Origin of the sequence: Sphingomicrobium clamense, from assembly GCF_019264355.1 — a bacterium.
GTDB classification, from domain to species: domain Bacteria; phylum Pseudomonadota; class Alphaproteobacteria; order Sphingomonadales; family Sphingomonadaceae; genus Sphingomicrobium; species Sphingomicrobium clamense.
The window spans coordinates 577,667-601,087 of sequence record NZ_JAHVAH010000001.1 but is presented as its reverse complement, the minus strand read 5'-3'; the positions used below and the strand labels follow the sequence as shown (position 1 = coordinate 601,087).

The 23,421-nt window shown below is 62.6% G+C and carries 31 protein-coding genes; 22 read left to right on the top strand and 9 right to left on the bottom strand.

Annotated features, from left to right (window positions below; genetic code table 11):
* Positions 1-38 precede the first annotated feature (38 nt).
* Complete coding sequence (locus KTQ36_RS02950; RefSeq protein ID WP_218632266.1) at positions 39-1,598, top strand: DUF389 domain-containing protein; 1,560 nt, start codon at positions 39-41, stop codon at positions 1,596-1,598.
* Here KTQ36_RS02950 and KTQ36_RS02945 read toward each other — a convergent pair.
* On the bottom strand, positions 1,595-2,194 hold the full coding sequence (locus KTQ36_RS02945) for a hypothetical protein (protein ID WP_218632265.1): 600 nt from the start codon (positions 2,192-2,194) through the stop codon (positions 1,595-1,597). The genes KTQ36_RS02950 and KTQ36_RS02945 overlap by 4 nt on opposite strands.
* Before the next feature lie 33 nt (positions 2,195-2,227).
* Positions 2,228-3,682, bottom strand: a complete 1,455-nt coding sequence (locus KTQ36_RS02940) for an amidohydrolase family protein (RefSeq protein ID WP_218632264.1) — start codon at positions 3,680-3,682, stop codon at positions 2,228-2,230.
* Between the two features lie 134 nt (positions 3,683-3,816).
* Between KTQ36_RS02940 and KTQ36_RS02935 the strand changes: the two genes are divergently transcribed.
* The 6 genes from KTQ36_RS02935 to KTQ36_RS02910 are packed head-to-tail and all read left to right on the top strand — an operon-like array spanning position 3,817 to position 7,309.
* Positions 3,817-4,257: a hypothetical protein gene (locus KTQ36_RS02935; RefSeq protein ID WP_218632263.1), complete on the top strand. Its 441-nt coding sequence runs from the start codon at positions 3,817-3,819 to the stop codon at positions 4,255-4,257.
* A 12-nt stretch (positions 4,258-4,269) separates the two neighbouring features.
* The gene (locus tag KTQ36_RS02930; protein WP_218632262.1) at positions 4,270-4,719 is read left to right on the top strand and encodes a hypothetical protein; all 450 of its coding nucleotides are present in this window, start codon (positions 4,270-4,272) and stop codon (positions 4,717-4,719) included.
* A 15-nt stretch (positions 4,720-4,734) separates the two neighbouring features.
* The gene (locus KTQ36_RS02925) at positions 4,735-5,178 is read left to right on the top strand and encodes a hypothetical protein (protein ID WP_218632261.1); all 444 of its coding nucleotides are present in this window, start codon (positions 4,735-4,737) and stop codon (positions 5,176-5,178) included.
* A 36-nt stretch (positions 5,179-5,214) separates the two neighbouring features.
* Positions 5,215-5,823, top strand: a complete 609-nt coding sequence (locus KTQ36_RS02920) for a TetR/AcrR family transcriptional regulator (protein WP_218632260.1) — start codon at positions 5,215-5,217, stop codon at positions 5,821-5,823.
* Positions 5,824-5,847: 24 nt separating this feature from the next.
* Positions 5,848-6,240 (top strand): DUF1761 domain-containing protein, encoded by a 393-nt coding sequence (locus tag KTQ36_RS02915; protein ID WP_218632259.1) that lies wholly within the window; start codon positions 5,848-5,850, stop codon positions 6,238-6,240.
* 1 nt (position 6,241) lies between these two features.
* Entirely contained in the window at positions 6,242-7,309 is a 1,068-nt protein-coding gene (locus KTQ36_RS02910; protein ID WP_218632258.1) for an SRPBCC family protein, read from the top strand.
* Here KTQ36_RS02910 and KTQ36_RS02905 read toward each other — a convergent pair.
* Both KTQ36_RS02905 and uvrB read right to left on the bottom strand, forming a co-directional pair.
* Positions 7,306-7,824: a CIA30 family protein gene (locus KTQ36_RS02905; RefSeq protein ID WP_218632257.1), complete on the bottom strand. Its 519-nt coding sequence runs from the start codon at positions 7,822-7,824 to the stop codon at positions 7,306-7,308. The two genes, KTQ36_RS02910 and KTQ36_RS02905, sit on opposite strands and share 4 nt — an antisense overlap.
* Positions 7,825-7,889: 65 nt before the next feature.
* Positions 7,890-10,082 carry an excinuclease ABC subunit UvrB gene (uvrB, locus tag KTQ36_RS02900; protein WP_218632256.1) on the bottom strand — a complete coding sequence of 731 codons (2,193 nt, stop codon included), beginning with the start codon at positions 10,080-10,082 and terminating at the stop codon, positions 7,890-7,892.
* A gap of 63 nt (positions 10,083-10,145) precedes the next feature.
* Between uvrB and KTQ36_RS02895 the strand changes: the two genes are divergently transcribed.
* From KTQ36_RS02895 to KTQ36_RS02855, 9 genes are all read left to right on the top strand, one after another.
* Positions 10,146-10,685: a DUF3617 domain-containing protein gene (locus KTQ36_RS02895; protein WP_218632255.1), complete on the top strand. Its 540-nt coding sequence runs from the start codon at positions 10,146-10,148 to the stop codon at positions 10,683-10,685.
* Complete coding sequence (locus KTQ36_RS02890; RefSeq protein ID WP_218633793.1) at positions 10,685-10,966, top strand: HNH endonuclease; 282 nt, start codon at positions 10,685-10,687, stop codon at positions 10,964-10,966. The genes KTQ36_RS02895 and KTQ36_RS02890 overlap by 1 nt, the downstream gene beginning before the upstream one ends.
* Positions 10,967-11,018: 52 nt before the next feature.
* On the top strand, positions 11,019-11,594 hold the full coding sequence (locus KTQ36_RS02885) for a DUF3617 domain-containing protein (protein ID WP_218632254.1): 576 nt from the start codon (positions 11,019-11,021) through the stop codon (positions 11,592-11,594).
* Positions 11,578-12,138, top strand: a complete 561-nt coding sequence (locus KTQ36_RS02880) for a DUF3617 domain-containing protein (RefSeq protein ID WP_218632253.1) — start codon at positions 11,578-11,580, stop codon at positions 12,136-12,138. Before KTQ36_RS02885 ends, KTQ36_RS02880 begins: the two co-directional genes overlap by 17 nt.
* 545 nt (positions 12,139-12,683) lie before the next feature.
* Positions 12,684-14,552: a ribonucleoside-diphosphate reductase subunit alpha gene (locus KTQ36_RS02875; RefSeq protein WP_255554136.1), complete on the top strand. Its 1,869-nt coding sequence runs from the start codon at positions 12,684-12,686 to the stop codon at positions 14,550-14,552.
* Between the two features lie 4 nt (positions 14,553-14,556).
* On the top strand, positions 14,557-14,736 hold the full coding sequence (locus KTQ36_RS02870) for a hypothetical protein (RefSeq protein ID WP_218632251.1): 180 nt from the start codon (positions 14,557-14,559) through the stop codon (positions 14,734-14,736).
* 3 nt (positions 14,737-14,739) lie between these two features.
* A complete protein-coding gene (locus tag KTQ36_RS02865; protein ID WP_218632250.1) occupies positions 14,740-14,982 on the top strand; it encodes a hypothetical protein in 243 nt (80 codons plus the stop codon).
* A 122-nt stretch (positions 14,983-15,104) separates the two neighbouring features.
* A complete protein-coding gene (locus KTQ36_RS02860) occupies positions 15,105-15,266 on the top strand; it encodes a hypothetical protein (RefSeq protein WP_218632249.1) in 162 nt (53 codons plus the stop codon).
* A 49-nt stretch (positions 15,267-15,315) separates the two neighbouring features.
* Positions 15,316-16,359 (top strand): ribonucleotide-diphosphate reductase subunit beta, encoded by a 1,044-nt coding sequence (locus tag KTQ36_RS02855; protein WP_218632248.1) that lies wholly within the window; start codon positions 15,316-15,318, stop codon positions 16,357-16,359.
* 2 nt (positions 16,360-16,361) lie between these two features.
* On the opposite strand, the gene KTQ36_RS02850 is transcribed toward KTQ36_RS02855, so the two are convergent.
* Complete coding sequence (locus tag KTQ36_RS02850; RefSeq protein ID WP_218632247.1) at positions 16,362-17,732, bottom strand: hypothetical protein; 1,371 nt, start codon at positions 17,730-17,732, stop codon at positions 16,362-16,364.
* Between the two features lie 237 nt (positions 17,733-17,969).
* Between KTQ36_RS02850 and KTQ36_RS02845 the strand changes: the two genes are divergently transcribed.
* Positions 17,970-18,422, top strand: a complete 453-nt coding sequence (locus tag KTQ36_RS02845) for a hypothetical protein (protein ID WP_218632246.1) — start codon at positions 17,970-17,972, stop codon at positions 18,420-18,422.
* A 3-nt stretch (positions 18,423-18,425) separates the two neighbouring features.
* Here KTQ36_RS02845 and KTQ36_RS02840 read toward each other — a convergent pair whose 3' ends face one another.
* The gene (locus KTQ36_RS02840) at positions 18,426-18,674 is read right to left on the bottom strand and encodes a hypothetical protein (RefSeq protein ID WP_218632245.1); all 249 of its coding nucleotides are present in this window, start codon (positions 18,672-18,674) and stop codon (positions 18,426-18,428) included.
* Positions 18,675-18,804: 130 nt separating this feature from the next.
* Between KTQ36_RS02840 and KTQ36_RS11275 the strand changes: the two genes are divergently transcribed.
* Both KTQ36_RS11275 and KTQ36_RS02835 read left to right on the top strand, forming a co-directional pair.
* The gene (locus tag KTQ36_RS11275) at positions 18,805-18,927 is read left to right on the top strand and encodes a hypothetical protein (protein ID WP_255554125.1); all 123 of its coding nucleotides are present in this window, start codon (positions 18,805-18,807) and stop codon (positions 18,925-18,927) included.
* A 116-nt stretch (positions 18,928-19,043) separates the two neighbouring features.
* Positions 19,044-19,547 (top strand): DUF4440 domain-containing protein, encoded by a 504-nt coding sequence (locus tag KTQ36_RS02835; RefSeq protein WP_218632244.1) that lies wholly within the window; start codon positions 19,044-19,046, stop codon positions 19,545-19,547.
* On the opposite strand, the gene KTQ36_RS02830 is transcribed toward KTQ36_RS02835, so the two are convergent.
* Both KTQ36_RS02830 and ppk2 read right to left on the bottom strand, forming a co-directional pair.
* A complete protein-coding gene (locus KTQ36_RS02830; RefSeq protein ID WP_218632243.1) occupies positions 19,544-19,816 on the bottom strand; it encodes a ribosomal protein L7/L12 in 273 nt (90 codons plus the stop codon). The two genes, KTQ36_RS02835 and KTQ36_RS02830, sit on opposite strands and share 4 nt — an antisense overlap.
* The gene (gene ppk2 / locus KTQ36_RS02825; protein WP_218632242.1) at positions 19,816-20,592 is read right to left on the bottom strand and encodes a polyphosphate kinase 2; all 777 of its coding nucleotides are present in this window, start codon (positions 20,590-20,592) and stop codon (positions 19,816-19,818) included. The genes KTQ36_RS02830 and ppk2 overlap by 1 nt, the downstream gene beginning before the upstream one ends.
* Positions 20,593-20,657: 65 nt before the next feature.
* On the opposite strand from ppk2, the gene KTQ36_RS02820 reads away from it, so the two are divergent.
* On the top strand, positions 20,658-20,855 hold the full coding sequence (locus KTQ36_RS02820) for a hypothetical protein (RefSeq protein WP_218632241.1): 198 nt from the start codon (positions 20,658-20,660) through the stop codon (positions 20,853-20,855).
* On the opposite strand, the gene KTQ36_RS02815 is transcribed toward KTQ36_RS02820, so the two are convergent.
* Positions 20,852-21,319 carry a thermonuclease family protein gene (locus KTQ36_RS02815; protein WP_218632240.1) on the bottom strand — a complete coding sequence of 156 codons (468 nt, stop codon included), beginning with the start codon at positions 21,317-21,319 and terminating at the stop codon, positions 20,852-20,854. The two genes, KTQ36_RS02820 and KTQ36_RS02815, sit on opposite strands and share 4 nt — an antisense overlap.
* Positions 21,320-21,476: 157 nt before the next feature.
* Here KTQ36_RS02815 and KTQ36_RS02810 point away from each other — a divergent pair, with 157 nt between their 5' ends.
* Positions 21,477-22,481 carry a threonine aldolase family protein gene (locus tag KTQ36_RS02810; RefSeq protein ID WP_218632239.1) on the top strand — a complete coding sequence of 335 codons (1,005 nt, stop codon included), beginning with the start codon at positions 21,477-21,479 and terminating at the stop codon, positions 22,479-22,481.
* On the top strand, positions 22,478-23,413 hold the full coding sequence (locus tag KTQ36_RS02805) for a DMT family transporter (RefSeq protein ID WP_218632238.1): 936 nt from the start codon (positions 22,478-22,480) through the stop codon (positions 23,411-23,413). Before KTQ36_RS02810 ends, KTQ36_RS02805 begins: the two co-directional genes overlap by 4 nt.
* Positions 23,414-23,421 lie beyond the last annotated feature (8 nt).

Genomic DNA, 23,421 nt, shown 5'->3' with positions numbered 1-23,421 from the left:
CCCCTTTCCTTTTGTCGGCGAAACGACAAGATGCGCGCATGAACGACACCGTGACGCTCGACGAAGACGCCGAGTCGGCCCGCAAGGCCGAAGAACAACGCATTCGCCAGCGCGAGCGACTGCGTATCCTCGCCAGCCTCCGCCAATGGTGGCGGCGCAATTTCGTCAAGACGGTCGACCAGTACGAAGCGATCCGCCGCGTCAAGGACGAAGGCGGGCTCGACGGCCGCTATCTCTTCATGATCTCCATGTCAGCGGGCATCGCCTGCCTCGGCCTGATCCTCTCGTCGCCTGCCGTCGTCATCGGGGCCATGCTCTTGTCACCGCTCATGGGCCCGATCATCGGCGCAGGATTCGCGCTCGCGAGCTGGGACGTGCGCTGGCTACGCGACAGTTCGAAATGCCTGTTCGTCGGCGTCGTCACCGCGATTTTCATCGCCGCAGTCATCACGTGGATGAGCCCGATCCAGACCATCACGAGCGAGATTGCGGCGCGGACGCGGCCCAACCTGCTCGATCTCGGCGTCGCCTTCTTCTCCGGCCTTGCAGGTGCTTTCGCGATGATCCGCGGGCGGCAGGGCACGATCGTCGGCGTGGCGATCGCCGTCGCCTTGATGCCCCCACTGGCCGTGGTCGGCTTCGGTCTTGCGACGCTCAATTGGGCGGTCTTCGGCGGAGCGCTGATGCTGTTCATCACCAACCTGATCACCATCGCCGCGACATCGGCCGCGATGGCGAGGCTTTACGGGTTCAGCACCCAGCTGTCGAAGCAGCACACGCTGCTCCAGTCGGTGGTCATCCTGTTCGCGCTCTTCCTGCTTTCGATCCCGCTCTACCTGACCCTCAGCCAGATCCGCGACGAGGCCTTCACCCAACGGCTCGCCACGCAGTCGCTCAACAAGGAATTCGGCGACCGCGCGCGTGTCGAGACGCCGGTCATCGACTTCGACAGCGAGCCGGTGCAGGTCAGCGCCACCATCTTCACGCCCGAATTCCGCGAAGAGGCCGAAGCGCGGATCGAGGAGCAATTGTCGGCGCAGTTGAACAAGCCAGTCGTCGTGACGCTGGACCAATTCCGCGTGCCCGTCGATGCCGGAGCTGCGGAGGAGGCCGAACTGGCGGCTGCCCGCTCCCGCGCGCAGGCCGAGGCGACCCAACGCGCCATCGATGACCTGACCGACCGGCTGGCGTTGATCGCGGGCGTCGACAAGGAAGCGATCACGATCGACCGCGTGGCCCGCACGGCGCGAGTACGCGCGCGCCCGATCGAAGGCGCGACCCTGTCGGCCTATCGCGATCTCGAGCGCCGTGTCGCCCAGCGGACCCCGGGCTGGAGCCTCGCGCTCGTGCCGCCGGCTCGTCCGCTGCCGACCATCGCCGTCAATGAAGATGGCACGCCAGACGCCTCGTCGGTCGCACTCGCCGCCTGGGCCCAGCAAAGGGTGGAAGCCCCGATCACGCTAACCGGAGACACGGACGCGGTCGCGATCGTCGCGAACGCCCTGCGCGATGCCGGAGCGACCGGAATCGTCAGGCGTGAAGGAACTGGCGACACGGTCGAGCTTGCCTGGGCGGCACCCGACGCGACAGAGAATTAGGCCTCGTCGGCAGCGGTCTCTGCGTCATAAACCTCTTCGGTGACACTGTTGTCAGCCGTGCCGAGGCAGGCGTCGAGGATCATCGACACTTCGCTCCCGCCCATCAGCACGACGGGCTCCGCGCCGGTCACGCTGACGTTGATGACTTCGCCTGAACGGAACACCGTACCTACGCTGTTAGCCAGGTCGCCCATGTCAAGCGTCGCGGTCAGGCGGCCACCGGGGCGCCCCTCATTCTGCTCGGCCGATACCGGCACGCTGGCAATAGCCCCCCCACCGGTCAGCGTCATCGTCCCCGCTCCTGAGGGCACGGTCGGGAAATAGCGCGTCAGGACCAGCGCACGTTCGTCCTCGTCACAGCGGATCGAGAGCGCGGGCGACGCGCGGTCGGCGCCGTAGAGCGCGGCATTGGCCGCCTCGTCGATCTCCCAGCGCATGCCGGGCGTGAGCTGCGGCGCCGTGGCGGCATCGTCCTCATCAAGCGCAACGGGCGCAGGCGGCTCGACATTGTCGAGCGCATCGTCGGGAATGGGTTCGGTACGGGCGCAGGCGACCAGCGCGAGCGCAGCGGCGGAAATGAAAAGCTTGTTCGTCATGATCCTCCAACTCGCAGAAAGCGACCGCGTTGCCTAGCCCGGAGCGCCCGGCCTGTCGGCATGAAGCGCCAGGAAGCCACGCCGATCGGTCGGCCCATAGCTCCGGAAACTCGGATTGCGAGCCTCGGTATAGGCATCACGCGTCGTGTCGAACCGCCCGGTCTTCATCGCTTCGACATCGAGCCCGTACACCGCTGCCGCGTTGAGGCCGAAGATACGACGCTTCATATCGGCAGTGATCGCGGGATAGCCGTATCGCTCCTGATATTCTTCGCTGATCTCGAAGCTGCGCAGCGCCTGGATCTGGTCTTGCGGGCTGCCGAACCAGAGGCTGTCGGTGCCCCAGATGATCCGCTCCTCACCCATATATTTGAGCAGCTTTCCAAGATAATGTGCGGCCTGCTCGGGGCTGCCCATCACGAGCTTCCATACCGCGCCCATCTCGGCATAAAGATTGCCCTGGTTGCGTTCAAACCCCGCGTCGAGGAACGACTTGATCAGCCGATCGACCCCGCGCGGATTGTCGGGGTCGTAAGGTCCCTCGGCCAGCCCGGGCTGATAACCCGAGTGATAGGTCAGGAAGGTGAAGTCAGGGTTCGCGCGCGCTGCCGGACCCATGTCCTTTGGCGATGAAAGCGCCGGATCCTGCTGAAACAGGCTAATTCCCTTGTGCACCGCGACCGTCTTCACGCCCAGCGACCGCGCCTTGTCGAAGAACGCCTCGGCGGGGCCGGGTTCGTCGAGGAAATAGCCCGGTTTTGTCACGCTATATTGCGGATAGAGTTTCCACGCCGCGACGCCGTGCGTCTTCGCCTTCTCCTCCATTGCCTCGATCTCGCCGGGCTCGTTGGCCAATACGCCGCCGTGGATAAGGCAGCGATGACGGTCGCCGTCCATCGCCTCGATCACTTCCGCCGCTTCGGCGGCATAGGCGGTCGGGGTCGGACTGGTCTCGTCCGTGCCCCACAGCGCCGAAATCACCCCCGCATCGGTGTCGCTGTCGAGGAAGACTTCTTTCGCCAGCGTCTGCGCGGAATAGCAGTCGAAACTGTCTTCGGCGCATTTCTCGCGCTGCGAAAACACGTTGCGAAGGGCGCCGAGCCACACCGCGCCATCAGGTCCGTCGGCCCACGCCATCGACGGATCGACGCAGTGAAGCTGCACGTCGAAGATGAACTCGTCCCCGGCCAGCGTGGCGTTCGCCGCGGCATCATCTAGGCTCGCGTCTTTCTCGAGCGCATAGCGTCCGCCCGCCTTCGGATTGGCGGCATTGCACGCCGACAGAACCGCCGCCACGCCCATCGTCGAGGTCATGAAGGCGCGCCGCCCGATTCCAAGCTTGCGCGCGTGCAGGCTCGCGGTCTCGTGCGCCACATGGTCGATGGCGCGTTGCTTGGGCCTCTTGGGGAGCGGGTTGAATTCGCCGTTGGAAACGCCGCCCAGTCTTACCGGCAGCCGCCGGCCCTCCGGGTCGAGATCGTGGTTCATGGACGCCTCCCTTCGAGTCGCCACCCTAGCAGCGCGGGGCAAGTCGGAAAGGATCGTTCGACGAAGTGACCTTGACAGTCGCTACGGACGCGCGCCTCATGTCGGCACCGAAACATTGCTAGGGGGAAATGTTCATGGCCACCGCACCTGCCACAAAGGCACCCACGCATCTCTGGATTATCGGCATTCTCGCATTGTTGTTCAACGCGATGGGGGCGCTCGACTATCTCATGATGCGCTTCAAGGTCGACATCTACATGGCGCAGCTGACCGAAGACATGCTCGCTTGGTACGACAGTTTTCCCATCTGGATGGAGATCGCCTGGCCGGTCTCGGTCTGGGCTGCGGTCATCGGCTGCGTCCTCCTCCTGATGCGCAAATCCTCGGCCGTCACGGCCTTCGCGGTCAGCACCATCGCCTACCTTGTCGCAGCTGTGCACAGCTTCGGGACCAATCCCCCACCTGCCGAACTCGCCACGCCCGGATCCATGATCTTCTCGATCTTCATCGGCGTGCAGCTCGCGCTGCTCTGGTATTATGCGCGCCGCATGACCGCCATGGGCGTCTTGAGCTAGGAGGGCTGTCGGATGACCATGCAGAAAACGCCGACCCATCTGTGGATCGTCGGCATCCTCGCGCTCTTGTGGAACAGCTTTGGCGCGCTCGATTACACGATGACCCAGTTCCGCGTTGCCGGATGGATCGAAACGATGATGCCGGGTGTCGACCCGCAGATCGTGTTCGACTGGGTCGAACGGGCACCGCTGATCACGCACTTCTTCTGGGCCATCGGCGTCTGGGGTGGGGTCGTCGGCGCGATCCTGCTGCTGATGCGCAACGCCAATGCGGTCGCCACGCTCGCGCTGTCACTGATCGGCGCCGTCGGCGGGTTGGTCATGGGCATGCTCGGCTCGGCCGATCGACCCGAAGAGCTTGGCGGGTCGGGCATCGACCCGATCATGGTCGGTGTGGTATTCATCGCCATCGCGCTCTTCGCCTATGCGCGAAAGCAGAAAGCCAACGGCGTACTGCAGTAAGAGGAAGCCATATCAATGACTACTAACCAGCAGACACCGGGCCATCTCTGGGCCGTCGGGATCATTTCGTTGCTCTGGAACAGCTATGGTGGCTTCGACTATGTCATGACCCGGACGCACAACGAGGCCTATCTTTCGGCTCTCCCGCTACCGGTCGAAGAAACGATCGCATACATGGAAAGCGCGCCGCTTCTTGCCGACATCGGCTGGGCGCTTGGCGTCTGGGGTGGGATATTGGGGTCCATCCTGCTTTTGCTCCGCCAACGCCATGCCGTCACGGCGTTCGGCATCTCCGCGTTAGGGGCGATCGTGGGGATCGGATACGACCTGATCTTTGCCGACAAACCTGAGGAACTGACTGGCGGAATTTTTACCGTCATGCCGCTGGTCGTGGTCGGCATCACCATTGCCCTGTTCGTCTACGCGCGAAAGCAGCGCGCTAACGGCGTCCTCACCTGAGTTGAATGATCATTCAAGCTGCGCTAAGCGGGGCTCATGACCGAGCCCCGCAACCGCGACACACGCACCAAGATCGTCGAGGCCGCCCGCGACCTGTTCTGGGAAAAGGGCTTTAACTCGACCAGCATCGCGGACATCCTGAGCCGCACGCAGGTCCACTCCGGCAGTCTTTACCATTTTTTCCCGGGCAAGCAGGACCTGCTGGTCGCCGTGCTCGAATGGTATCGCGACGGGATCGAAGAAAATCTGCTCGCCTATGCCTGGGCAGAGGTGGACGATCCGATCGAACGGATCTTCGCCTTGCTCAACGGCTATCGCGTCATGCTGCTTACCAGCGACTATGCGCACGGCTGCCCGATCGGCAATCTCGCGCTCGAGATCAGCGAGCCCGACCCCCGCGTGCGCGAACTGATCGCCAGGAATTTCTCGAATTGGGTCGGCGCGGTGAAAGCCTGTCTCGATGGCGCCTCCGAAAGGCTGCCTGAAGACACCGACAAGCAGGCGCTCGCCGAATTCGTGCTCACCATCATGGAGGGCGGGATCATGCAGGCCCGCACCCATCGCGACATCGGCCTGTTCGACCGAAGCGTCGCCGTACTGCGTACCCATTTCGACATGCTCATGGGGCAAAGGCAGGCTGCCTGACGCCCCGCAACAGGGAGGGTAAAAATGGAACTCAACTGGCTCGCAGTCGGCCTCGCCGCCGTCTCCGCATTCGTCCTTGGCGGGCTCTGGTACGGTCCGCTGTTCGGCAAAGCGTGGATGGCACATACCGGCATGACCGAGGAGAAAGCTGCTGCGATGAACAAGGCCAAGGTCTTTGGCCTCGCTTTCATCCTCAGCCTGTTCGCCGCCGCCGTCTTCGCGATGTTCCTGGGCCCCGAAGTCTCGCTCCAGCACGGCGCGATGTACGGCTTTGCCGCCGGGCTGTTCTGGGTCGGCGCGTTCATGGGCATCAACGACTTGTTCGAAGACCGTCCCTTCGGACTGTGGGCCATCAACGCAGGCTACGCGACGGTCGCATTCACCTTGTTCGGTGCGATCATCGGGGCACTGAACTAGGATGAAGCGCCTACTCGCACTCGCGCTCGTTTCGCTCCAGCCGGCCACCGCTTTTGCCGGCCAGCAGCAGGACGACACGATCATCACCGCTGAAGACGGGCAGCTTTTTCTGAAGCAGGATGTCGTTCTCGATGCGCCGCTTTCGAGTGTCTGGGCCCTCTTCACGACCGATGCTGGCGCGGCATCGTGGATGGCACCACTCGTGCGGGTGGATTTAAGGCCGGGAGGATCGATCCGATCCCATTATGATGAAAACGCCGCGATCGGCGATCCCGGAACAATCGAGACAAGGATCGTGAATTATGTCCCGGAACGCCTGCTAACGCTCCAGGCCGATCTGGCCCCTGTGCAAGCCGACTGGCTCACCGACGCCATTCGCGCCGAAGCCGACCAGCTCTACAATGTCATCGAATTCGAGCCGCTGGGTGTGGCGCGCACGCGCGTGACAAGCTGGGGCATCGGCTATCGTGACAACGCGGAATGGCAGCCGATGCTCGCCTTCTTCAAACAGGCCAATCGCTGGACGTTCGGTGAGCTGGAAAAAGCGATTGCCAGTCGCGACGAGGTTGAGGGAGTGATAATCCCCAAGCCTCCGGTCGCTTCCGACGGGCTGGCACCCCTCCGGTTTCTCGTTGGCAAATGCTGGCGGGGCCAATTCGGTGACGGACCGGCCTATGACGTGATGTGCGCCGAGGAAATGCCGGGCGGCCACATACGCACTCGGCACGTCGTGCGCGGGGTCGACACCGATTACCGCGGGGAGACGATCTACCACTACGATGGCACGAAGGAAGCGATCGCCTTCACCTATTACGCCTCTTCTGGCGGCGTGACCGAAGGCCTGACCGAGCTGCAGGATGACGGCTCGTTACTTTTTCCCGATGCGCGGTACGTCTACCCCGACGGCACATTCCAAGTCGTGCGCGGGCGGACGGTCCGGCTTAGCGACGGCACGTTTCGGAACGAAAGCGCGGTGCTTCGCGAAGACGGATGGGAAGAACAGCCCGTGCTCGACTTGACCCCGATCGATTGCGCGGGCTGGGCTGCGGTCGAGGCGGGTTGCGACTAGGCGCTGCAAGCCTCGATCTTGCGCACCTTCATCTCGAACGGTCCGTCGCGACCGTCGGCCAGGATGAAGCCAACGCTGCGCGCGGCAGCAGGGTCGAATGCGGGGGCGGGCACGCGCCGCCCGAAGATGGACGGCTCGAGACCGTCCAGCGCGACAGTCGCCACGCCGTTCGACGGCTGCAACGACCCGCGATAGGCGATCGACCGGCCGTAGAGCCTGGCGTTGGATCGAAGCGATAACTGATAGTCGCGCCTATCGCCGTCCATCGTCACGCGAAGATGCGTCGCGCCGGCCAATTCACCGCGGTCCAAGCGATGCCGGATCGAGGAAAATCCGCCCCCGTCCGTGTTGATCTCGCCCCAAAATCGCATGGCGTCGCCAGCCGGTGCAATCTGCCCGCGCGACAGGCCGCCCATCACGCCATCGTTGACCACCTGCCAGCGGTCGATCTCGTTGGGAGCGCCAAAGTCGGCAATCGTCCGGCATTCTCCGGCGGTCAGGGCTGCAAGGCTCATCGTGGCTATCGTCAGGTTGATCATGTCGTCCCAACGCGCCAGTCGCCTCGCCAGTGCCTACGGGATTAAGGCCGTCCCCCCATCTTCTTGTACCGCGTCTTGCCGTAGCGCGTCTTGCGCGTGCCCGGCTTACCGGCGTTGGAAAAGCCGACGCGTGGCGCGGCTTTCTCGCCGTCGGGAATGCCGAGTTCGTCATCCTCGAGCTTGCGGATTTCGTCACGCAACCGCGCGGCTTCCTCGAATTCGAGATCGGCAGCGGCCTTGCGCATCTTCTCTTCGAGCTCGCCGATATAGGCGCGCAGGTTGTGGCCTTGCATCGGCGGCGTGTCGGGCGTCGAGGCATAGGCCTCGCCATCCTTGTCCTTCACGTCCTTGAGCAAATCCGCAATCTCGCGTTTGGTGCTCTCGGGCGTGATGCCATGCTCTTCGTTATAGGCGATTTGCTTCTCGCGGCGGCGCTGCGTCTCGGCCAGCGCCCGCTCCATCGAACCGGTCACGCTGTCGGCATAAAGGATCACCCGCCCGTCGACGTTACGCGCCGCACGGCCGATCGTCTGCACCAGCGACGTTTCGGACCGCAGGAAGCCTTCCTTGTCCGCATCTAGGATCGCGACCAGCCCGCATTCGGGAATGTCGAGCCCTTCGCGCAGCAGGTTGATGCCCACCAGCACGTCGTAGACGCCCACACGCAAGTCGCGGATCAGCTCGATACGCTCGAGCGTTTCGACGTCCGAATGCATATAGCGGACCTTCAGCCCCTGCTCGTGCATATATTCGGTGAGGTCCTCGGCCATCCGCTTGGTGAGCGTCGTGACCAGCGTGCGATAGCCCGCCTTCGCGGTCAGCCGCGCTTCGTTGACGAGGTCGTCGACCTGGTCCTCGACCGGGCGGATATCGACCGGCGGATCGATAAGGCCGGTCGGGCGAATGACCTGTTCGGAGAAGACGCCGCCCGTCTGCTCCAGCTCCCACGGCCCCGGCGTCGCCGAGACGAACAGCGATTGCGGGCGCATCGCGTCCCACTCGTTGAAACGCAGCGGGCGGTTGTCGATACAGCTCGGCAAGCGGAAGCCATATTCGGCGAGCGTGATCTTGCGCCGGTGGTCACCGCGCGCCATCGCGCCGATCTGCGGGACGGTCTGGTGGCTCTCGTCGACGAACAGCAGCGCGTTGTCGGGAAGATATTCGAACAGCGTCGGCGGCGGCTCGCCCGGCAGGCGTCCGGTCAAGAAGCGAGAATAGTTCTCGATCCCGGCACAGCTCCCCGTCGCGGCGATCATCTCGAGGTCGAAATTGGTCCGCTGCTCGAGCCGCTGCGCCTCGAGCAGCTTGCCCTCCGCCTCCAGCTCCTTGAGCCGTTCGGCGAGCTCGTGCTTGATCGCCTCGCTCGCCTGCTTGAGCGTCGGCCCCGGCGTCACATAGTGCGAGTTGGCGTAAATCTTGACGCTGTCGAGCTTCGCGCCCGGCTTGCCGGTCAGCGGATCGAACTCGAGAATTTCCTCGATGTCATCCCCGAAGAAACTGATCCGCCACGCCATGTCCTCATAGTGCGACGGGTAGATTTCGAGATTGTCCCCCCGCACCCGGAAGCTCCCGCGAGCGAAGTTCGTGTCGTTGCGCTTGTATTGTAGAGCGACCAGCTTGCGGATAATCTCGCGCTGGTCGACCACCTGCTCCTTCTTGAGGCTGAAGGTCATCGCCGAATAGGTTTCGACCGAGCCGATGCCGTAGAGGCAGCTGACCGATGCGACGATGATCACGTCGTCCCGCTCGAGCAGCGCGCGCGTCGCCGAGTGGCGCATCCGGTCGATCGCCTCGTTCACCGAGCTTTCCTTCTCGATGTAGGTGTCGGAGCGCGGGACGTAGGCCTCGGGCTGGTAATAGTCGTAATAGCTGACGAAATATTCCACCGCGTTCTCGGGGAAGAGCCGCTTGAACTCTCCGTAGAGCTGGGCCGCGAGTATCTTGTTGGGCGCGAGCACCAGCGTCGGGCGCTGCAGCGTCTCGATCACCTTGGCCATCGTGAACGTCTTGCCCGAACCGGTGACGCCGAGAAGGACCTGGCTGACCTCGCCGTCATCCCTGATGCCTTCGACGATCTCCTTGATCGCGGTCGGCTGGTCGCCCGCCGGCTCATAATCGGAATGCAGCACGAACGGCTTGCCGCCCTCCGCCTTTTCGGGGCGCGGGGGACGATGCGGGACGAAGCTCTCGCCCGTCTCGGGCTCCTGCAGCGAAGTACGAATCTGGATGGCCATCCTTCCCTTAATGGGGATGGACGTGCAAAGTTGCGAGTCTGGACGAAACAGGGGAGACGAGTGATGCGCACCATGATCCTGATGACCGGCTGCCTCGCACTGGTCGCCTGCGGCGAAAGCGGCAGCGTCGATGCCGATGGCGACGGCACGATCACCAACGACGAGGTGATGGCCGCGACGGCCGATATGGCCAAACCCGTCCCCGGTCGCTGGGAGGTGACCACCGAGGTCATCGAAATGAACATCCCCGGCATGCCGCCCGAAATGAAGGATTTGGCCAAGACCATGTTTGCCGGCGCGGGCATCAACTATTGCCTGACCGCCGAGGAAGCGGAGCAGGATCCCGAAGCCCTCTGGAAGGAAACCAACGGCGATTGCAGCTGGGAGACGTTCGAAATGGACGGCGACAGCGTCAATGCCAAAGCGGTCTGCAAGGGCCAGGGCGGCGAAACGATGCGGATGACCATGTCGGGCACGCACACGCCGACCAGCTATTCGAGCGACAACGAAATGCAGATGCAGACGCCCCAGGGTGACGGGCTGATCAAGATGCATGTCGAGGGTCGCCATGTCGGCGAGTGCGACGGCAGCGAGATGGGTTGATCGCAAGCGGGGAGCCTTGCTGGCTCTGCCAACGGCCGCTCGGCCGTAAAGTCGAGCGGCACCATCCCATTCCCAAGGCGCGCGGCGGCCGCGAGACCGTGCCGGTCCACCCCATCTGTCACCGGACGCTGCACAAGACGCTCGACAACAAGGCGCTCGAGGCGATCGGCCACGACGTCGGCGATCTCCGCCGCGAGCCGGCGATTGCACGTTTTCTGGCGTGGATCGCCAACAAGCCGCCCGGCTTCCATGCGCCCACCCACGGCAAATCGAAACGCTAACACGCTTGTCATCGACGCGACTTTGCCTAAGCTGCGCGCCGGGGGAGAGGATTTGATCCGCACGGGGTTTGCATTTCTGGCACTGTCCGCGCTTGCCGCTTGTTCGGCCGAGCCGGAGGAGCCTGCCATCGTCAGCCATGACGAGGTCGCCGAAACGATGCGTCGGCTCGCCAACGAGGGCGAGTTCTTTCGCGCCGGCCAGTGGGAGTCGACCAGCCGAATTCTCAACATCTCCAACATCAGCGAGAGCGAAGCCGCCGAGTTGAAAGCGCGGATCGGGGCACAGAAATTTTCGACTTGCCTGACCCAGGAAGAAGTGACCGAACCCGACGCAGACTTCTTCTCGGGCGCGCAAAGCGACTGCGCCTATGCCGGCTTCCGGATGGCGGACGGCGAGATCGAGGCATCGATGCGCTGCGTCACCGGCGACATCGTCCAGGACAATGAATTGACCGGTACCTATGCATCCGACCGATACGACTTTACGCTGACCAGCAAGGGCGTCGGGCCGGAGGGCGCGACGATGGTCATGGACATTTCCGCCAGGCGGGTCGGCGATTGCACGAAATTGGGGTCGGCACGACCCGATGAACCTTCAGGGGAGAATGACAATGAAACTGACGACTAGGATTGCCGGGACGACGGCGCTGGCCTTTGCGCTTGTCGCATGCGGCGGGGAAGCGACCGATGCACCGTCCGCCGACGGTGGAGACATGACTGCGGAGGTGGTCGATACGCTGCTGCCGGGCGAATATGAAATCACCTCGACCGTCACTGCGCTCGAAGTCACCGAAGGCAGCACTGCTGGGACCGCGCTCAAGGCGGATGACGTCCGCACGAGCAAGGTGTGCGTCGGCGAAGACGGCCTCCTGCCGCCCGAAGCCTTCGGCGAAGAGAATGACAATTGCACGATCGATGCCGGTGCCTATTTCCGCCGCGGCAAGGTCCGTCAGCAGCTGACCTGTTCGCGCGACGGGAAGACCGGACAGGTCAACCTCCAGGTCGATGGCGAATTTACCGCCGAAGGCCTTGAAGGCGAAGTGCAGACCGGTACCTTCTTCGCAGGTCCGGGCGACTACAACATGACCCGATCGATGACGGGCAAGCGCCTTGGCGACTGCACTGCCGCCGAGGTCGAAGCCGAAATGGAAGGCACCGAGATCGAAGGCTGATCTTAGCCATCACAATTGGGGCGGCTGCCGAGGGGTGGCCGCCTTTTTTGTTGTCGGCGGTCAAGTTCGTTGGAGTCGCGTTACGGTCGACCCGCGAGCTCCGCATCGCAAGCGCGACGCGTGTCGTTTGAGCCACGCCAAAAGAGCACATCCCGGAACTCCTAAGGGGGTTGCACCGCAACATGATTCCCGCGCCCGAAACCGGTGAAAAATTTTCACCGGAAAAAAGCGTGGAAGGCTGCGGATTTAGCGGTTGGCAACCGTTAAAATTGCGTTGAGTTGCAAAAATGACTCTTGCGCTCGAATCCCCGTTTCGACACTATAGGTTGTGTAGCGACAGGGGACACAGCCCAACCACTTGTGTTGAGGGCCCGGGATCACCATTTCCGGGAAGGGGGAAGCTGTGTGTAACGGGGATCATGGGGATGGTCCCTCAAGCAGTGTCCCCTGGAGCTTGTGGATAGAGCGTCGAATGACTCGCTATCACGGGGGAACAAGTGTAGAACATTGGCTGCCAGGTCAGCCGAATCATGGGGAGTAACCAAATGGACCTTTCGACGGGTGAAAACGTCACGGCCGATGACGTCACCGAAGCCGTATCGGATTCCAAGAAAGTCCACGAACGCCGGTTCAAGATCGTCACCGATTCCAAGCGTGACGCGAAGCTGACCGAGTTCGGCAAGGAAACCTTGAAGGACCGCTACCTGCTCCCCGACGAGAGCTACCAGGATCTCTTCGCGCGCGTCGCGTCGGCCTATTCGGACGACCAGAAGCATGCGCAGCGCATCTACGACTATATTTCGAACCTGTGGTTCATGCCTGCCACCCCCGTTCTTTCGAACGGCGGCACCGGACGCGGCCTCCCGATCAGTTGCTACTTGAACTCGGTATCCGACAGCCTCGACGGCATCGTCGGCACCTGGAACGAGAATGTCTGGCTCGCTTCCAAGGGCGGCGGCATCGGCACCTATTGGGGCAGCGTGCGCGGCATCGGCGAACCCGTCGGCCTCAACGGCAAGACCAGCGGCATCATCCCCTTCGTGCGCGTGATGGACAGCCTCACGCTCGCCATTTCTCAGGGCTCGCTGCGCCGCGGTTCGGCCGCCTGCTATATCGACATCCACCATCCGGAGATTGAGGAATTCCTCGAAATCCGGAAGCCATCGGGCGACTTCAACCGCAAGGCGCTGAACCTGCACCACGGCGTGCTGATCACCGACGAGTTCATGGAAGCGGTCCGCGACGGCAGCGAGTTCGAACTCAAGTCGCCCAAGACCGGCGAAGTGCGCGGCTCGGTCAACGCCCGCGCGCTGTTCCAGAAGCTGGTCGAGACCCGCCTCGCCACCGGCGAGCCCTATATCGTTTTCGCCGACACGGTGAACAATTCGATGCCCAAGCATCACCGCGATCTGGGCCTCAAGGTCTCGACGTCGAACCTGTGCTCGGAGATCACGCTGCCGACCGGCACCGATCATCTCGGCGCCGATCGCACCGCGGTCTGCTGCCTCTCCTCGCTCAACCTCGAAACGTGGGACGAGTGGAGCGGCAACAAGCTGTTCATCGAGGACGTTATGCGCTTCCTCGACAACGTGCTCAGCGACTATATCGCCCGCGCACCCGACGAGATGGCCCGCGCCAAATACAGCGCCGAGCGCGAGCGTTCGGTCGGACTCGGCGTCATGGGCTTCCACAGCTTCCTTCAGGCCCGCGGCCTCCCCTTCGAGGGCGCGATGGCCAAGTCGTGGAACCTCAAGATCTTCAAACATATCCGCGCGCAGGCCGACGAAGCCTCGATGATGCTCGCCAAGGAGCGCGGGCCCTGCCCCGACGCCGCCGACATGGGCGCGATGGAGCGCTTCAGCTGCAAGATGGCGATCGCGCCGACCGCGTCCATCTCGATCATCTGCGGCGGCACCTCCGCCTGCATCGAGCCCATTCCTGCGAACATCTACACCCACAAGACGCTATCGGGCAGCTTCATCGTGAAGAACCCGCACCTCCAGGCGCTGCTCCAGGAGAAGTCGAAGGATAGCGACCAGGTGTGGAACTCGATCCTCGAGAATGACGGCAGCGTCGCCCACCTCGACTTCCTCTCGGAAGAAGAGAAGGCGACCTACAAGACCAGCTTCGAGATCGACCAGCGCTGGCTGCTCGAGCTTGCCGGCGACCGCGCCCCGATGATCGACCAGGCGCAGAGCCTCAACCTCTTCATCCCGGCCGACGTCGACAAGTGGGACCTCCTGATGCTCCACTACCGCGCGTGGGAGCTGGGCATCAAATCGCTCTATTACCTCCGCTCCAAGTCGGTGCAGCGCGCCGGCTTCGCTGGCGGGGTTGAGAAGGACAACACGTCCGAAGCCGCCAAGTACGAGCTGCCCTCGACCGACTATGACGAGTGCCTCGCCTGCCAGTAGACCGATGGACACAAGCACGATCCTCCTCGCGCTCGCCGCCTTTCTCTTCGTGACCGACGTCGCGATCGGGCTGTGGGCGCGCGGCCAGGGCGGCGACAAGGTGAAGATGGGCAATGCCCTCCTCCTGTCCGCCCCGCTCGTGTCGGGCTTGCTCGTCTGGATCGCGCTGGGGATGGAAGGATGAGCCGTGCCGACCATAGCACCTTCTGCTGCCTTCGCGCTCGCCGCGGTCGCGGTTGTGTTGGGCCTCGCCCTGATCCTCGCGCCGCGCGGACTCATGAACCTGCAGCGGCGAATGATCGTCTGGCAACTGCGCATGATGCGCCGTCCGCGCTTCATTCGGGTCGTCAGATTCTACGGTTGGCTGCTGTTCGTGCTCGGCGTGCTCGTCGCGCTGCTGCAGTGGCTCATCCTCACGGCGGAGGCGTAGCATGACGCGCCCCGCCACCCAGTTTCCGCTATTCCCGCTGGCGCCGCGGCTTCTCACCACCGCCGACGCCAGCGGGAAACCAGTCGCAGTAAGCGACACCCACGAAGCCAGGAGTTAGTCTTATGGAACTGCCGCAAATCCTGATGATCGTCGCCGGTATCATCATGCTCGTCGCCTCGTGGGGCCTGTTCAATCGCGATAGCCTCGGCGATGTTCCGCGCAAGGCGCTGGCCGCGCTCCAGGCGCTCGCCGGAATCGTCATCCTCGTCGCCGCGTTGATGTAACGCGCGGCCCTTTGTCCAATCTGCCTGACCTGAAGAAGAGAAGTCCGACATGTCCCTGACCGAAGCCCGCAAAGCCTATAAGCCGTTCGAATATCCCTGGGCCTACGACTTCTGGAAACGCCAGCAGCAGGTTCACTGGATGCCCGAGGAAGTGCCGCTGGGCGAGGATTGCCGCGACTGGGCGCAGAAGCTCACCGAGCATGAGCGCAACCTGCTCACGCAGATCTTCCGCTTCTTCACCCAGGCCGACGTCGAGGTGCAGGATTGCTACCACGACAAATATGGCCGCGTGTTCAAGCCGACCGAGGTCAAGATGATGCTGGCCGCCTTCTCCAACATGGAGACGATCCACATCGCCGCCTACTCGCACCTGCTCGACACGATCGGCATGCCCGAGAGCGAATATTCGGCCTTCCTCCAATATAAGGAAATGGCCGACAAGCACGATTACATGAACGAGTTCGGTGTCGACAATGACGAGGACATCGCCAAGACGCTCGCCATGTTTGGCGGCTTCACCGAGGGGCTGCAGCTGTTTGCCTCCTTCGCCATGCTGATGAACTTCCCGCGCTTCAACAAGATGAAGGGCATGGGGCAGATCGTCTCCTGGTCGGTGCGCGACGAAAGCCTCCACTGCGAGGGCATCACCCGCCTCTTCCACGCCTTCGTGAAAGAGCGCGACTGCCTGACGCAGAGCGTGAAGGACGACATTATCGACTGCTGCCAGAAGGTCGTGCGGCTCGAGGACAACTTCATCGACCTCGCCTTCGAAATGGGCCCGGTCGAGGGCATGACGCCCAAGTCGATCAAGAAATATATCCGCTACATCGCCGACTGGCGCCTGGGACAGCTGGGCTTCAAGCCGATCTATATGGTCGACGAGCACCCGCTGCCGTGGCTGACGCCTTTGCTGAATGGCGTCGAACATGCCAACTTCTTCGAAACCCGCGCGACCGAATATTCGAAGGCCGCGACCCGCGGCGACTGGAACACCGTGTGGGACAATTTCGACAACCGCATGACCGCGAAGAAGGAACTGGTGGACGCCGACGCGGGCGAGGACGAAGCGGATATGTTTGAGGGGGCGAAGTAGCTCTAAACTTCGTTTCTTAAGATCAACTCATCGCCCTCAGCATCTTCCGAGATAGCTGAGGGCGAGACGTTTTCGGCCCTGTCCCGACCCTCTGTGATTCGCGGAGCTGGCGGAGTCCAAGTTCGAAGGTTTTGCCCGATTTCCTCGTAAAACTCCGGCACCTCAGACTCTAGAAGATCGATAAACGGCTTTTGCGTGCCAAAACGAGCTCCCAAATCAACGATCTTTACAACCTCAAAGGAATGGCACTTCATCTTGCCTTTCCCTACATCGATCAACGCAACGTCATTGCGCCAAGTTGGCGCAGATTCTTGTGTGTCAGGCGATGTAGCGGGCCAGCGGCATCGAATGTGCACATCGTCATCGACATCTGAGGGAAGTTGACGCAGAAGCCATCTGAGGCGGGCTTGATTACCCTTCTTATCTCCCGGGGCAGTAAGTCCCATTGAGATGAAGATATTCCTCGTTTTTAGGTCCGCAACGACGTCTAGATCGGAAGCAGCGCCTGGGATCACAAGAGAAACGGCTAATCGCTGGTGATTTATAAGGTTGGCGATATCTTCCTCAAACCTCTTTGCCGGATCGGAAGAGGCGGCCCGGCTCAATCTTTGAGAAACTTCACACTGAAGTTGCCGGGAAAGTATCAGGCACAGATCACGGCATTCCTGCTGCCAAGCTTCAGCCACTTCTTCAACAGGCCCCTTCCGGGAAAGTGACGCTCCGGACTGCACAGATTTCACTAGTTCGGTCCAGCTTGCTGGCATTCGATCGAAGCCTTGTACGCCCGAACTTTCGTGAGAAATGAAGCGCCGGAATTCGTTGAGAATGAGCGCTTGATCGTTGTCAATAATCTCGTCGTTCCGATAGAGCAGCTCAGCCTCAGTTAGGATTTTCATCCAGGACCAATGATAGAGCTCTACACCTTTGGTGCCGCGAATGTCCTTTGCCAGGGGATGATGCTGAGGAAAGGACGAGAATTGATTTGAAATTGTGATGACAGCATCGATCTTATTTTGCTTGGCTTGTTGCAAATACCGATTCAATTGCTCTGCCTGAATTTCCGAGCGGCCAACCTTTGCTTCAATCAGAGCAGTCCATCGACGCTTACCCACGTCGACAACTATTAGGCCATCGGGTCGACCCAAATCCTTCTCTCTAGGCGCACACTCAAACTCGATTTCTGTGTAAGCGTGAACTTTCGCAGTCGTTCCAATTCTTTGGCCTACCGAGCCAAGTAACCTAGCGCTCAGCTCTCGGACTGCCATCATGGTCGCAAGAAAGATCGAGCAGGTACGCCCCTCTTTTGAAGTTTCAGACAGAATTGGAAAGAGCCGCGCTTTCTCGCCGCGTTTGACACACTTCGGTCTCTTCATACCGACCCCCAAAGTTACCGAGCGTTACTAAGCTTCATCAATTTGGGTGATAAGTAAAGGCGCGAGGGCGGCCTCGCGCCGTCGGACGGGATCGCCAGTAGGCGCCCCGCCGGCCGTCGGGGCGCCGTCTCTTTGCGCTGCATCGGCGACGCTTCGCGTCGGCGGCGCTGCGCTCGGCGGCTTGGGGACCTTGGCGACTCATTTAACTTTTGTTAAACTCCGCGCCCGGAGGACACCATGGGACTATTTTCCTGGTTGCGTTCTCAGGGGGTCAGTTCACCCACCGACTATGACCGTGCCGTCGTCGCTGCGCTGGCGGAAATCCTGCCGCCCGACATGGCCGCCAAGCTGCGGCTGCGCCTCAACGCCATCGACGCGGTCGATCGGCAGGACGAGGGGCATGAGGTCATTCTTCATGTCCTCGACGGCGGCTCGCCCGTCTTCCCCGCGCACATGGCGATCTTTTCCGATGACCGCACCCGCCGCTTCGCCAGCGTCGAGGCGCTCTCGCTCCACGCCCCCTCGCGCGGCCGTGCGATCGTGTGCCTGACCAATGGCAACCTCGCCCAGATCCACTACGACCGCCCCACGAACGAGGCCGATCCCGCCAAAGTCACCGAATGGCATGCGCGATTGCTCGGGCCACCATTCGAAGCCATCGGCGAGGACGCAGACGCGAAGCGCGCCTAGCCGCTACTGACCCTCGACCCGATCCGCTTCGGCTTCGAGCGCGTCGGCGCGGTCCTCGAGTTCGTCGGCATGATCTTCCAGCCGTGCTTCCTCTGCCGGGTCGGTCGCGGCTTCGGCGCGCTCCTCGGCCAGGTCGGCATGGTCCTCGGTCGCTTCGATTTCGTCTTCGAGCACCTCTTCGGCGCTATCCTCGGCGCACGCGGCCAGCGACAGCGCGCCAGCAGCGGCGGCAACGACAGTGATGATCCTCATGGTTCGTCCTTCCTTGGTGAGAGAGCTACCAATGATCGGCAAAGCCGCGCCGTTCCGAACCCTGTTTACTCATTGTTAAACTGATTCGGATTAATGTGATCTCACCCACCGGACAGGAAAGGAGGGCAATATGTTGGACACGTATATCTACCTGCTGTGCATCGCCGTCCCGCTACTGCTGGTGGCGATGACGTGGCGAGACCGCATCTCGCCGCTCATCGACCGGATCTTCTCGCGTTTCGACCCGCGCTGAACGATCGATCTTCTCCCGCCCCCGGCCGGCTCCCCCGGTCGGGGGCATCCCTTTCCGAACCCTTGAAATTTTGCTGCCTAGCTGTATTGCATAGATCATACAGTTAGGAGTTATCCATGTCCCTCGTCGCCATTCTCACCCTCGCCGCCGCGCCCATGCCTGACGGCGCCGCACTGGACGCCGCCATCGCGCGGCGCGATGCGGCCCTGTTCTACGCCGCTTTCGAAGGCTGCGACGCCGACGCGCTTTCGGGCTACATCGCCGACGACTTTCGCATGGTGCACGACCTCGCGGGACTTGCCGTACCCGACAAGGCCGCGATGATCGAAGGGACGCGCGAACGTTGCGCCGCGCGCCTGCCGGGCGGGGCGCAGGAGGGTTATGCCAATCGCCGCCTGTTCGTTCCGGGCTCGCGCCGCGTGCAGAGGCTGGGCGACTGGGGCGCGCTGGAGGAAGGCCACCACACGTTCCACGAACGCCGCGCCGACGGGACGTGGGAGCTCACCGGCGGCGCGCGCTACATCCACGTGTGGCAATGGACCGGCGAGGAATTCGTATTGAGCGAGAGCATCAGCGTCGACCATGGTGCGGCCGCGCCCTACCCGCCCGCTGCCGACTAGCGCTCGATCGGATCGCCGGGGCGCAGCTTCGCGCTGCGGGCATCGACGAACTTCTTTGCCTCGGCCAACCCCGCGCCCGTATCCTTGCGCGCGATCTTGATGGCTTCGATTTTCTCGCCCCGCTCGATCGCCGCGTCGATCCGGCTCATCGCATCCGCCGAGACGCGCGCTTCGTCGAGAGGCTCGACCGAGGCCGCATTGCCGCGCGCGCTGGCGTAGAAATAGCCCGCCGCGAAACCGATCGCGAGGGTGATAAGCGTGCTCAGCATCAGTCAGTCTCCACAGGAAAATCGGGAATCGGCTTCAACAGTTTAAAATCCTCGTCATAGGGCGCGTGGCCCAGCGCGGGCCAGTCGACCGGTTCGGGTTCGACATGCGTATCGGGCAACCGGTCGAGCAGGTCGCGGATCAGCGTCAGCCGACCGCGCTTCTGGTCGTTATAGTCGACCACCGTCCACGGCGCCCATTCGGCATGCGTCGCGGCAAACATAGCCTCGCGCGCCTTGGTATATTCATCGAACTTCGACCGCGCTGCCATGTCGATCGGCGACAATTTCCAGCGCTTCAAGGGATCGGCCAGCCGTTCGGCGAACCGCTCCTCTTGATGTGCCTGGTCGCAGGTCAGCCAATATTTGATCAGGTGGATGCCCGCATCGGTCAGCATCTTCTCGAACTGCGGCGCCTGCTCGAGGAAGCGCTGCACCTGTTCTTCGTCCGCGAAGCCCATGACCCTTTCGACGCCTGCCCGATTATACCAGCTGCGATCGAACAGCACGATTTCGCCCGCGCTCGGCAAATGCGGGACGTAGCGCTGGAAATACCATTGGCTCTGTTCGGCCTCGCTCGGCTTGCCCAGCGCCACCACCCGGCACTGGCGCGGGTTCAGCTTGTCGCGGATCGCCTTGATCGTGCCGCCCTTGCCCGCCGTATCGCGCCCCTCGAACAACACGCAGATGCGCGCGCCCGTGGTCTTGGCCCACCGCGCCATCGACACAAGCTCGAGCTGCATCGGCTCCAGCAATTCCTCATATTGGCTACGCTTCATCTGTCACCGCCCTGTCATCCCCGTTCCGTCGGTCAGTCATGCGGCATTGCTAAAGCGAAGCCAAGATGAAGGAGACCGACGACATGACCCTCCTGATCGCGAGCCTGGTCTTCGCAAGCGGCGGCGCTGCCCTCCTCTGGCGCCTTTCCAGCTGTCCCGTGCTGCGGACCCTTAGCCGCGGCATGGGCAGCTGGGCCGCGCGTTGCGAAGAAATGCGAAGCGAAGACCCCGCCATCGTCCATGCGGCACGACAGGTCGCCTAGCACCAGTCGCCCTTGCGGCCGAGGTAGGGCGCAGCGAGTCCCTGCCGCACGAGTTCGTCGCCGATCGACACTTCTTCTCCGCTGGGCAACGTGCGCACAAGCCGTCGCAAGTCCCGGCCATAATCATCCTTATTTTCCCGGACGTCGCGGACCAGGTCGAACGGCCCCTCGTTAAGCGTTCGTTGCAGCTCGGCTGTCGCCTGCTCCGCCAATGCCAGCTCGGACGGACACTTGGCGTCGCGTAGTTCCGGCGCATCGATGCCGAGAATGCGAATGCGTCGCTGCCCAATCCTGATCGAGTCCCCGTCCACGACGCAGGCATGGCTTCGCCCCTGTCCGCATCGCCCGAACCGTTCGTCCACCCGCTCGCGCTCGACATCGATTGGGACCAGCGAGGGCAACGACACCCAGGCGAGGGCGAGGAGAATGGCCACCAGAACGAGATTTCGAAGGCTGCGTTTCATCGTTCGTTTACCATCTTCCGATAATAAGCGGGTTGAAAGCATGATGCTTTCTTCATGATGTTCCCGATCATTCCTCGGGCCGGTGCTTTTTCACAAGCCCGGCCCGTTTTTTTGTGGGCGTTGACGGGGTGCGTGCGACGCGGCATGCCCTCCCGCGATGCGATTTTTCTCCGATAATGCGGCGCCCGCCTGCCCTGCCGTGATGGACGCGCTGGTCGCGGCCAACCGGCTCGATACGGCTTATGACGGCGATGCCTGGTCGCAGCGCATGGACGCAGCCTTTTCGGACCTGTTCGAAACGCAGGTCACCGCGATCTGGGTCGGGACGGGGACGGCTGCCAATTGCCTCGCACTCGCGGCGCTCTGCCCGCCGACCGGCGGCATACTCGCGCACCGCTATTCGCATATCGAGATGGACGAGGCAGGCGCGCCGGGCTTCTACACGCACGGCGCCAAGATCATGCTGCTCGACGGCGACGGCGCCAAGATCGCCCCCGACGCCATCGATGCAGCGGTCGGCCTGGTCCGCAAGGACGTGCACCAGGTCCAGCCCGCCGCGCTTTCGGTCACCAATGCTACCGAATATGGACTGGCCTATACACCCGCCGAAATGGCCGCGCTGGGTGAGCGCGCGAAAGCGCACGATCTCGGCTTCCACGTCGACGGCGCGCGATTTGCCAATGCGGTCGTCTCGACCGGTGCCAGCCCCGCCGAACTGACCTGGAAAGCCGGCGTCGACGCACTTAGCTTCGGCTTCATCAAGAATGGCGGGATGAATGCCGAAGCGCTGATCCTGTTCGACAAGATCCATGCCGACAATATCCGGCGGATGAAGAAGCGGGCGGGGCACCTCTCATCCAAGGGTCGCTTCGCCGCCGCGCAGATCCTCGCCATGCTCGAAAATGACGTCTGGCTCGACAACGCACGGGCGGCGAACGCTGCCGCGACGACACTGGCCGAGGCCTGCGGGAAAGAGCGTCTCGTCTATCCCGTCGAGGCCAACGAGCTGTTCGTCAAAATGACGGCCGACGAAGCAGCCGCGATCCGCGCCACGGGCTTCGACTTTTACGACTGGGCGCCCGGCGAGGTCCGGCTCGTGACCAGCTGGGATCAAGACATGGACGCGGTCGACAAGCTTGCCGAGGCGATCCGCAGCCTATGACGCTCGACCGCGAGACGCTGACCAAGGTCGTCATTCCCTTCATCATCTTCACCGCCATCTGGGGTTCGACCTGGATCGTCATCCGCGACCAGTTGCACGAAGTTCCCGCCCAATGGTCGGTCGCCTACCGCTTCATGATCGCGACGGTCGGCATGGCGCTGGTCACCAGATGGCACGGCCACAGCCTCAGACCCGGCCCGGGCTTCCTTCCCGTCGCGGCGGTGGTGGGGATCAGCCAGTTCGTCATCAACTTCAACGGCGTCTACCTTGCGGAGCGCTACATCACGTCGGGACTGGTCGCGACCGTCTTTGCGCTCCTGATGGTGCCCAACGCGCTCCTTGCCTGGGCCTGGTTGGGGCATAAGCCCACCGGCCGCTTCCTCGCCGCCAGCCTCGTCGCCATTGGCGGTATTGCCCTCCTATTTCTCCACGAGCTTCGCCAGAACCCCACGGTCGACATGTCGATCCTCTGGCTCGGCATCGGCTGGACCGTGGTGGGCCTGCTGGGCGCGGCGATCAGCAACGTGTTCCAGGCGCGCGAGGAGGCGAAGAAGCACTCACTTTTCGCGATCCTGACCTGGGCAATGGGCTTCGGCGCGCTGGTCGACGCGATCATTGCTTACGCGATGACTGGAGCTCCCGTGATCGAGACCCGGCCGGGCTACTGGATCGGCATGGTGTATCTCGCGCTGTTCGCCTCGGTGCTGTGCTTCTCGCTCTATTATCCGGTCGTCCGGCGCATCGGCCCGGGCAAGGCCGCCTATTCTTCCGCCATCGTGCCGATCATCGCGATGGCACTCTCGACCCTGTTCGAGGGTTTCGTATGGACACCATTGTCGATCGGGGGTGCGCTGTTCGCGCTCCTCGGGACGTTGCTTGCAATGCAGGCACGCGCAGGACGCGCAAAGGTCCCCAACCCCGACGCCGCCTGAAAAGGACT

Bases quoted from the DNA above. Each gene is read 5' to 3' on its own strand.
- KTQ36_RS02950 (WP_218632266.1), top strand. From the start codon at position 39: ATGAACGACACCGTGACGCTCGACGAAGACGCCGAGTCGGCCCGCAAG.
- KTQ36_RS02945 (WP_218632265.1), bottom strand. From the start codon at position 2,194: ATGACGAACAAGCTTTTCATTTCCGCCGCTGCGCTCGCGCTGGTCGCC.
- KTQ36_RS02940 (WP_218632264.1), bottom strand. From the start codon at position 3,682: ATGAACCACGATCTCGACCCGGAGGGCCGGCGGCTGCCGGTAAGACTG.
- KTQ36_RS02935 (WP_218632263.1), top strand. From the start codon at position 3,817: ATGGCCACCGCACCTGCCACAAAGGCACCCACGCATCTCTGGATTATC.
- KTQ36_RS02930 (WP_218632262.1), top strand. From the start codon at position 4,270: ATGACCATGCAGAAAACGCCGACCCATCTGTGGATCGTCGGCATCCTC.
- KTQ36_RS02925 (WP_218632261.1), top strand. From the start codon at position 4,735: ATGACTACTAACCAGCAGACACCGGGCCATCTCTGGGCCGTCGGGATC.
- KTQ36_RS02920 (WP_218632260.1), top strand. From the start codon at position 5,215: ATGACCGAGCCCCGCAACCGCGACACACGCACCAAGATCGTCGAGGCC.
- KTQ36_RS02915 (WP_218632259.1), top strand. From the start codon at position 5,848: ATGGAACTCAACTGGCTCGCAGTCGGCCTCGCCGCCGTCTCCGCATTC.
- KTQ36_RS02910 (WP_218632258.1), top strand. From the start codon at position 6,242: ATGAAGCGCCTACTCGCACTCGCGCTCGTTTCGCTCCAGCCGGCCACC.
- KTQ36_RS02905 (WP_218632257.1), bottom strand. From the start codon at position 7,824: ATGAGCCTTGCAGCCCTGACCGCCGGAGAATGCCGGACGATTGCCGAC.
- uvrB (WP_218632256.1), bottom strand. From the start codon at position 10,082: ATGGCCATCCAGATTCGTACTTCGCTGCAGGAGCCCGAGACGGGCGAG.
- KTQ36_RS02895 (WP_218632255.1), top strand. From the start codon at position 10,146: ATGCGCACCATGATCCTGATGACCGGCTGCCTCGCACTGGTCGCCTGC.
- KTQ36_RS02880 (WP_218632253.1), top strand. From the start codon at position 11,578: ATGAAACTGACGACTAGGATTGCCGGGACGACGGCGCTGGCCTTTGCG.
- KTQ36_RS02875 (WP_255554136.1), top strand. From the start codon at position 12,684: ATGGACCTTTCGACGGGTGAAAACGTCACGGCCGATGACGTCACCGAA.
- KTQ36_RS02870 (WP_218632251.1), top strand. From the start codon at position 14,557: ATGGACACAAGCACGATCCTCCTCGCGCTCGCCGCCTTTCTCTTCGTG.
- KTQ36_RS02860 (WP_218632249.1), top strand. From the start codon at position 15,105: ATGGAACTGCCGCAAATCCTGATGATCGTCGCCGGTATCATCATGCTC.
- KTQ36_RS02855 (WP_218632248.1), top strand. From the start codon at position 15,316: ATGTCCCTGACCGAAGCCCGCAAAGCCTATAAGCCGTTCGAATATCCC.
- KTQ36_RS02850 (WP_218632247.1), bottom strand. From the start codon at position 17,732: ATGAAGAGACCGAAGTGTGTCAAACGCGGCGAGAAAGCGCGGCTCTTT.
- KTQ36_RS02845 (WP_218632246.1), top strand. From the start codon at position 17,970: ATGGGACTATTTTCCTGGTTGCGTTCTCAGGGGGTCAGTTCACCCACC.
- KTQ36_RS02840 (WP_218632245.1), bottom strand. From the start codon at position 18,674: ATGAGGATCATCACTGTCGTTGCCGCCGCTGCTGGCGCGCTGTCGCTG.
- KTQ36_RS11275 (WP_255554125.1), top strand. From the start codon at position 18,805: ATGTTGGACACGTATATCTACCTGCTGTGCATCGCCGTCCCGCTACTG.
- KTQ36_RS02835 (WP_218632244.1), top strand. From the start codon at position 19,044: ATGTCCCTCGTCGCCATTCTCACCCTCGCCGCCGCGCCCATGCCTGAC.
- KTQ36_RS02830 (WP_218632243.1), bottom strand. From the start codon at position 19,816: ATGCTGAGCACGCTTATCACCCTCGCGATCGGTTTCGCGGCGGGCTAT.
- ppk2 (WP_218632242.1), bottom strand. From the start codon at position 20,592: ATGAAGCGTAGCCAATATGAGGAATTGCTGGAGCCGATGCAGCTCGAG.
- KTQ36_RS02820 (WP_218632241.1), top strand. From the start codon at position 20,658: ATGAAGGAGACCGACGACATGACCCTCCTGATCGCGAGCCTGGTCTTC.
- KTQ36_RS02815 (WP_218632240.1), bottom strand. From the start codon at position 21,319: ATGAAACGCAGCCTTCGAAATCTCGTTCTGGTGGCCATTCTCCTCGCC.
- KTQ36_RS02810 (WP_218632239.1), top strand. From the start codon at position 21,477: ATGCGATTTTTCTCCGATAATGCGGCGCCCGCCTGCCCTGCCGTGATG.
- KTQ36_RS02805 (WP_218632238.1), top strand. From the start codon at position 22,478: ATGACGCTCGACCGCGAGACGCTGACCAAGGTCGTCATTCCCTTCATC.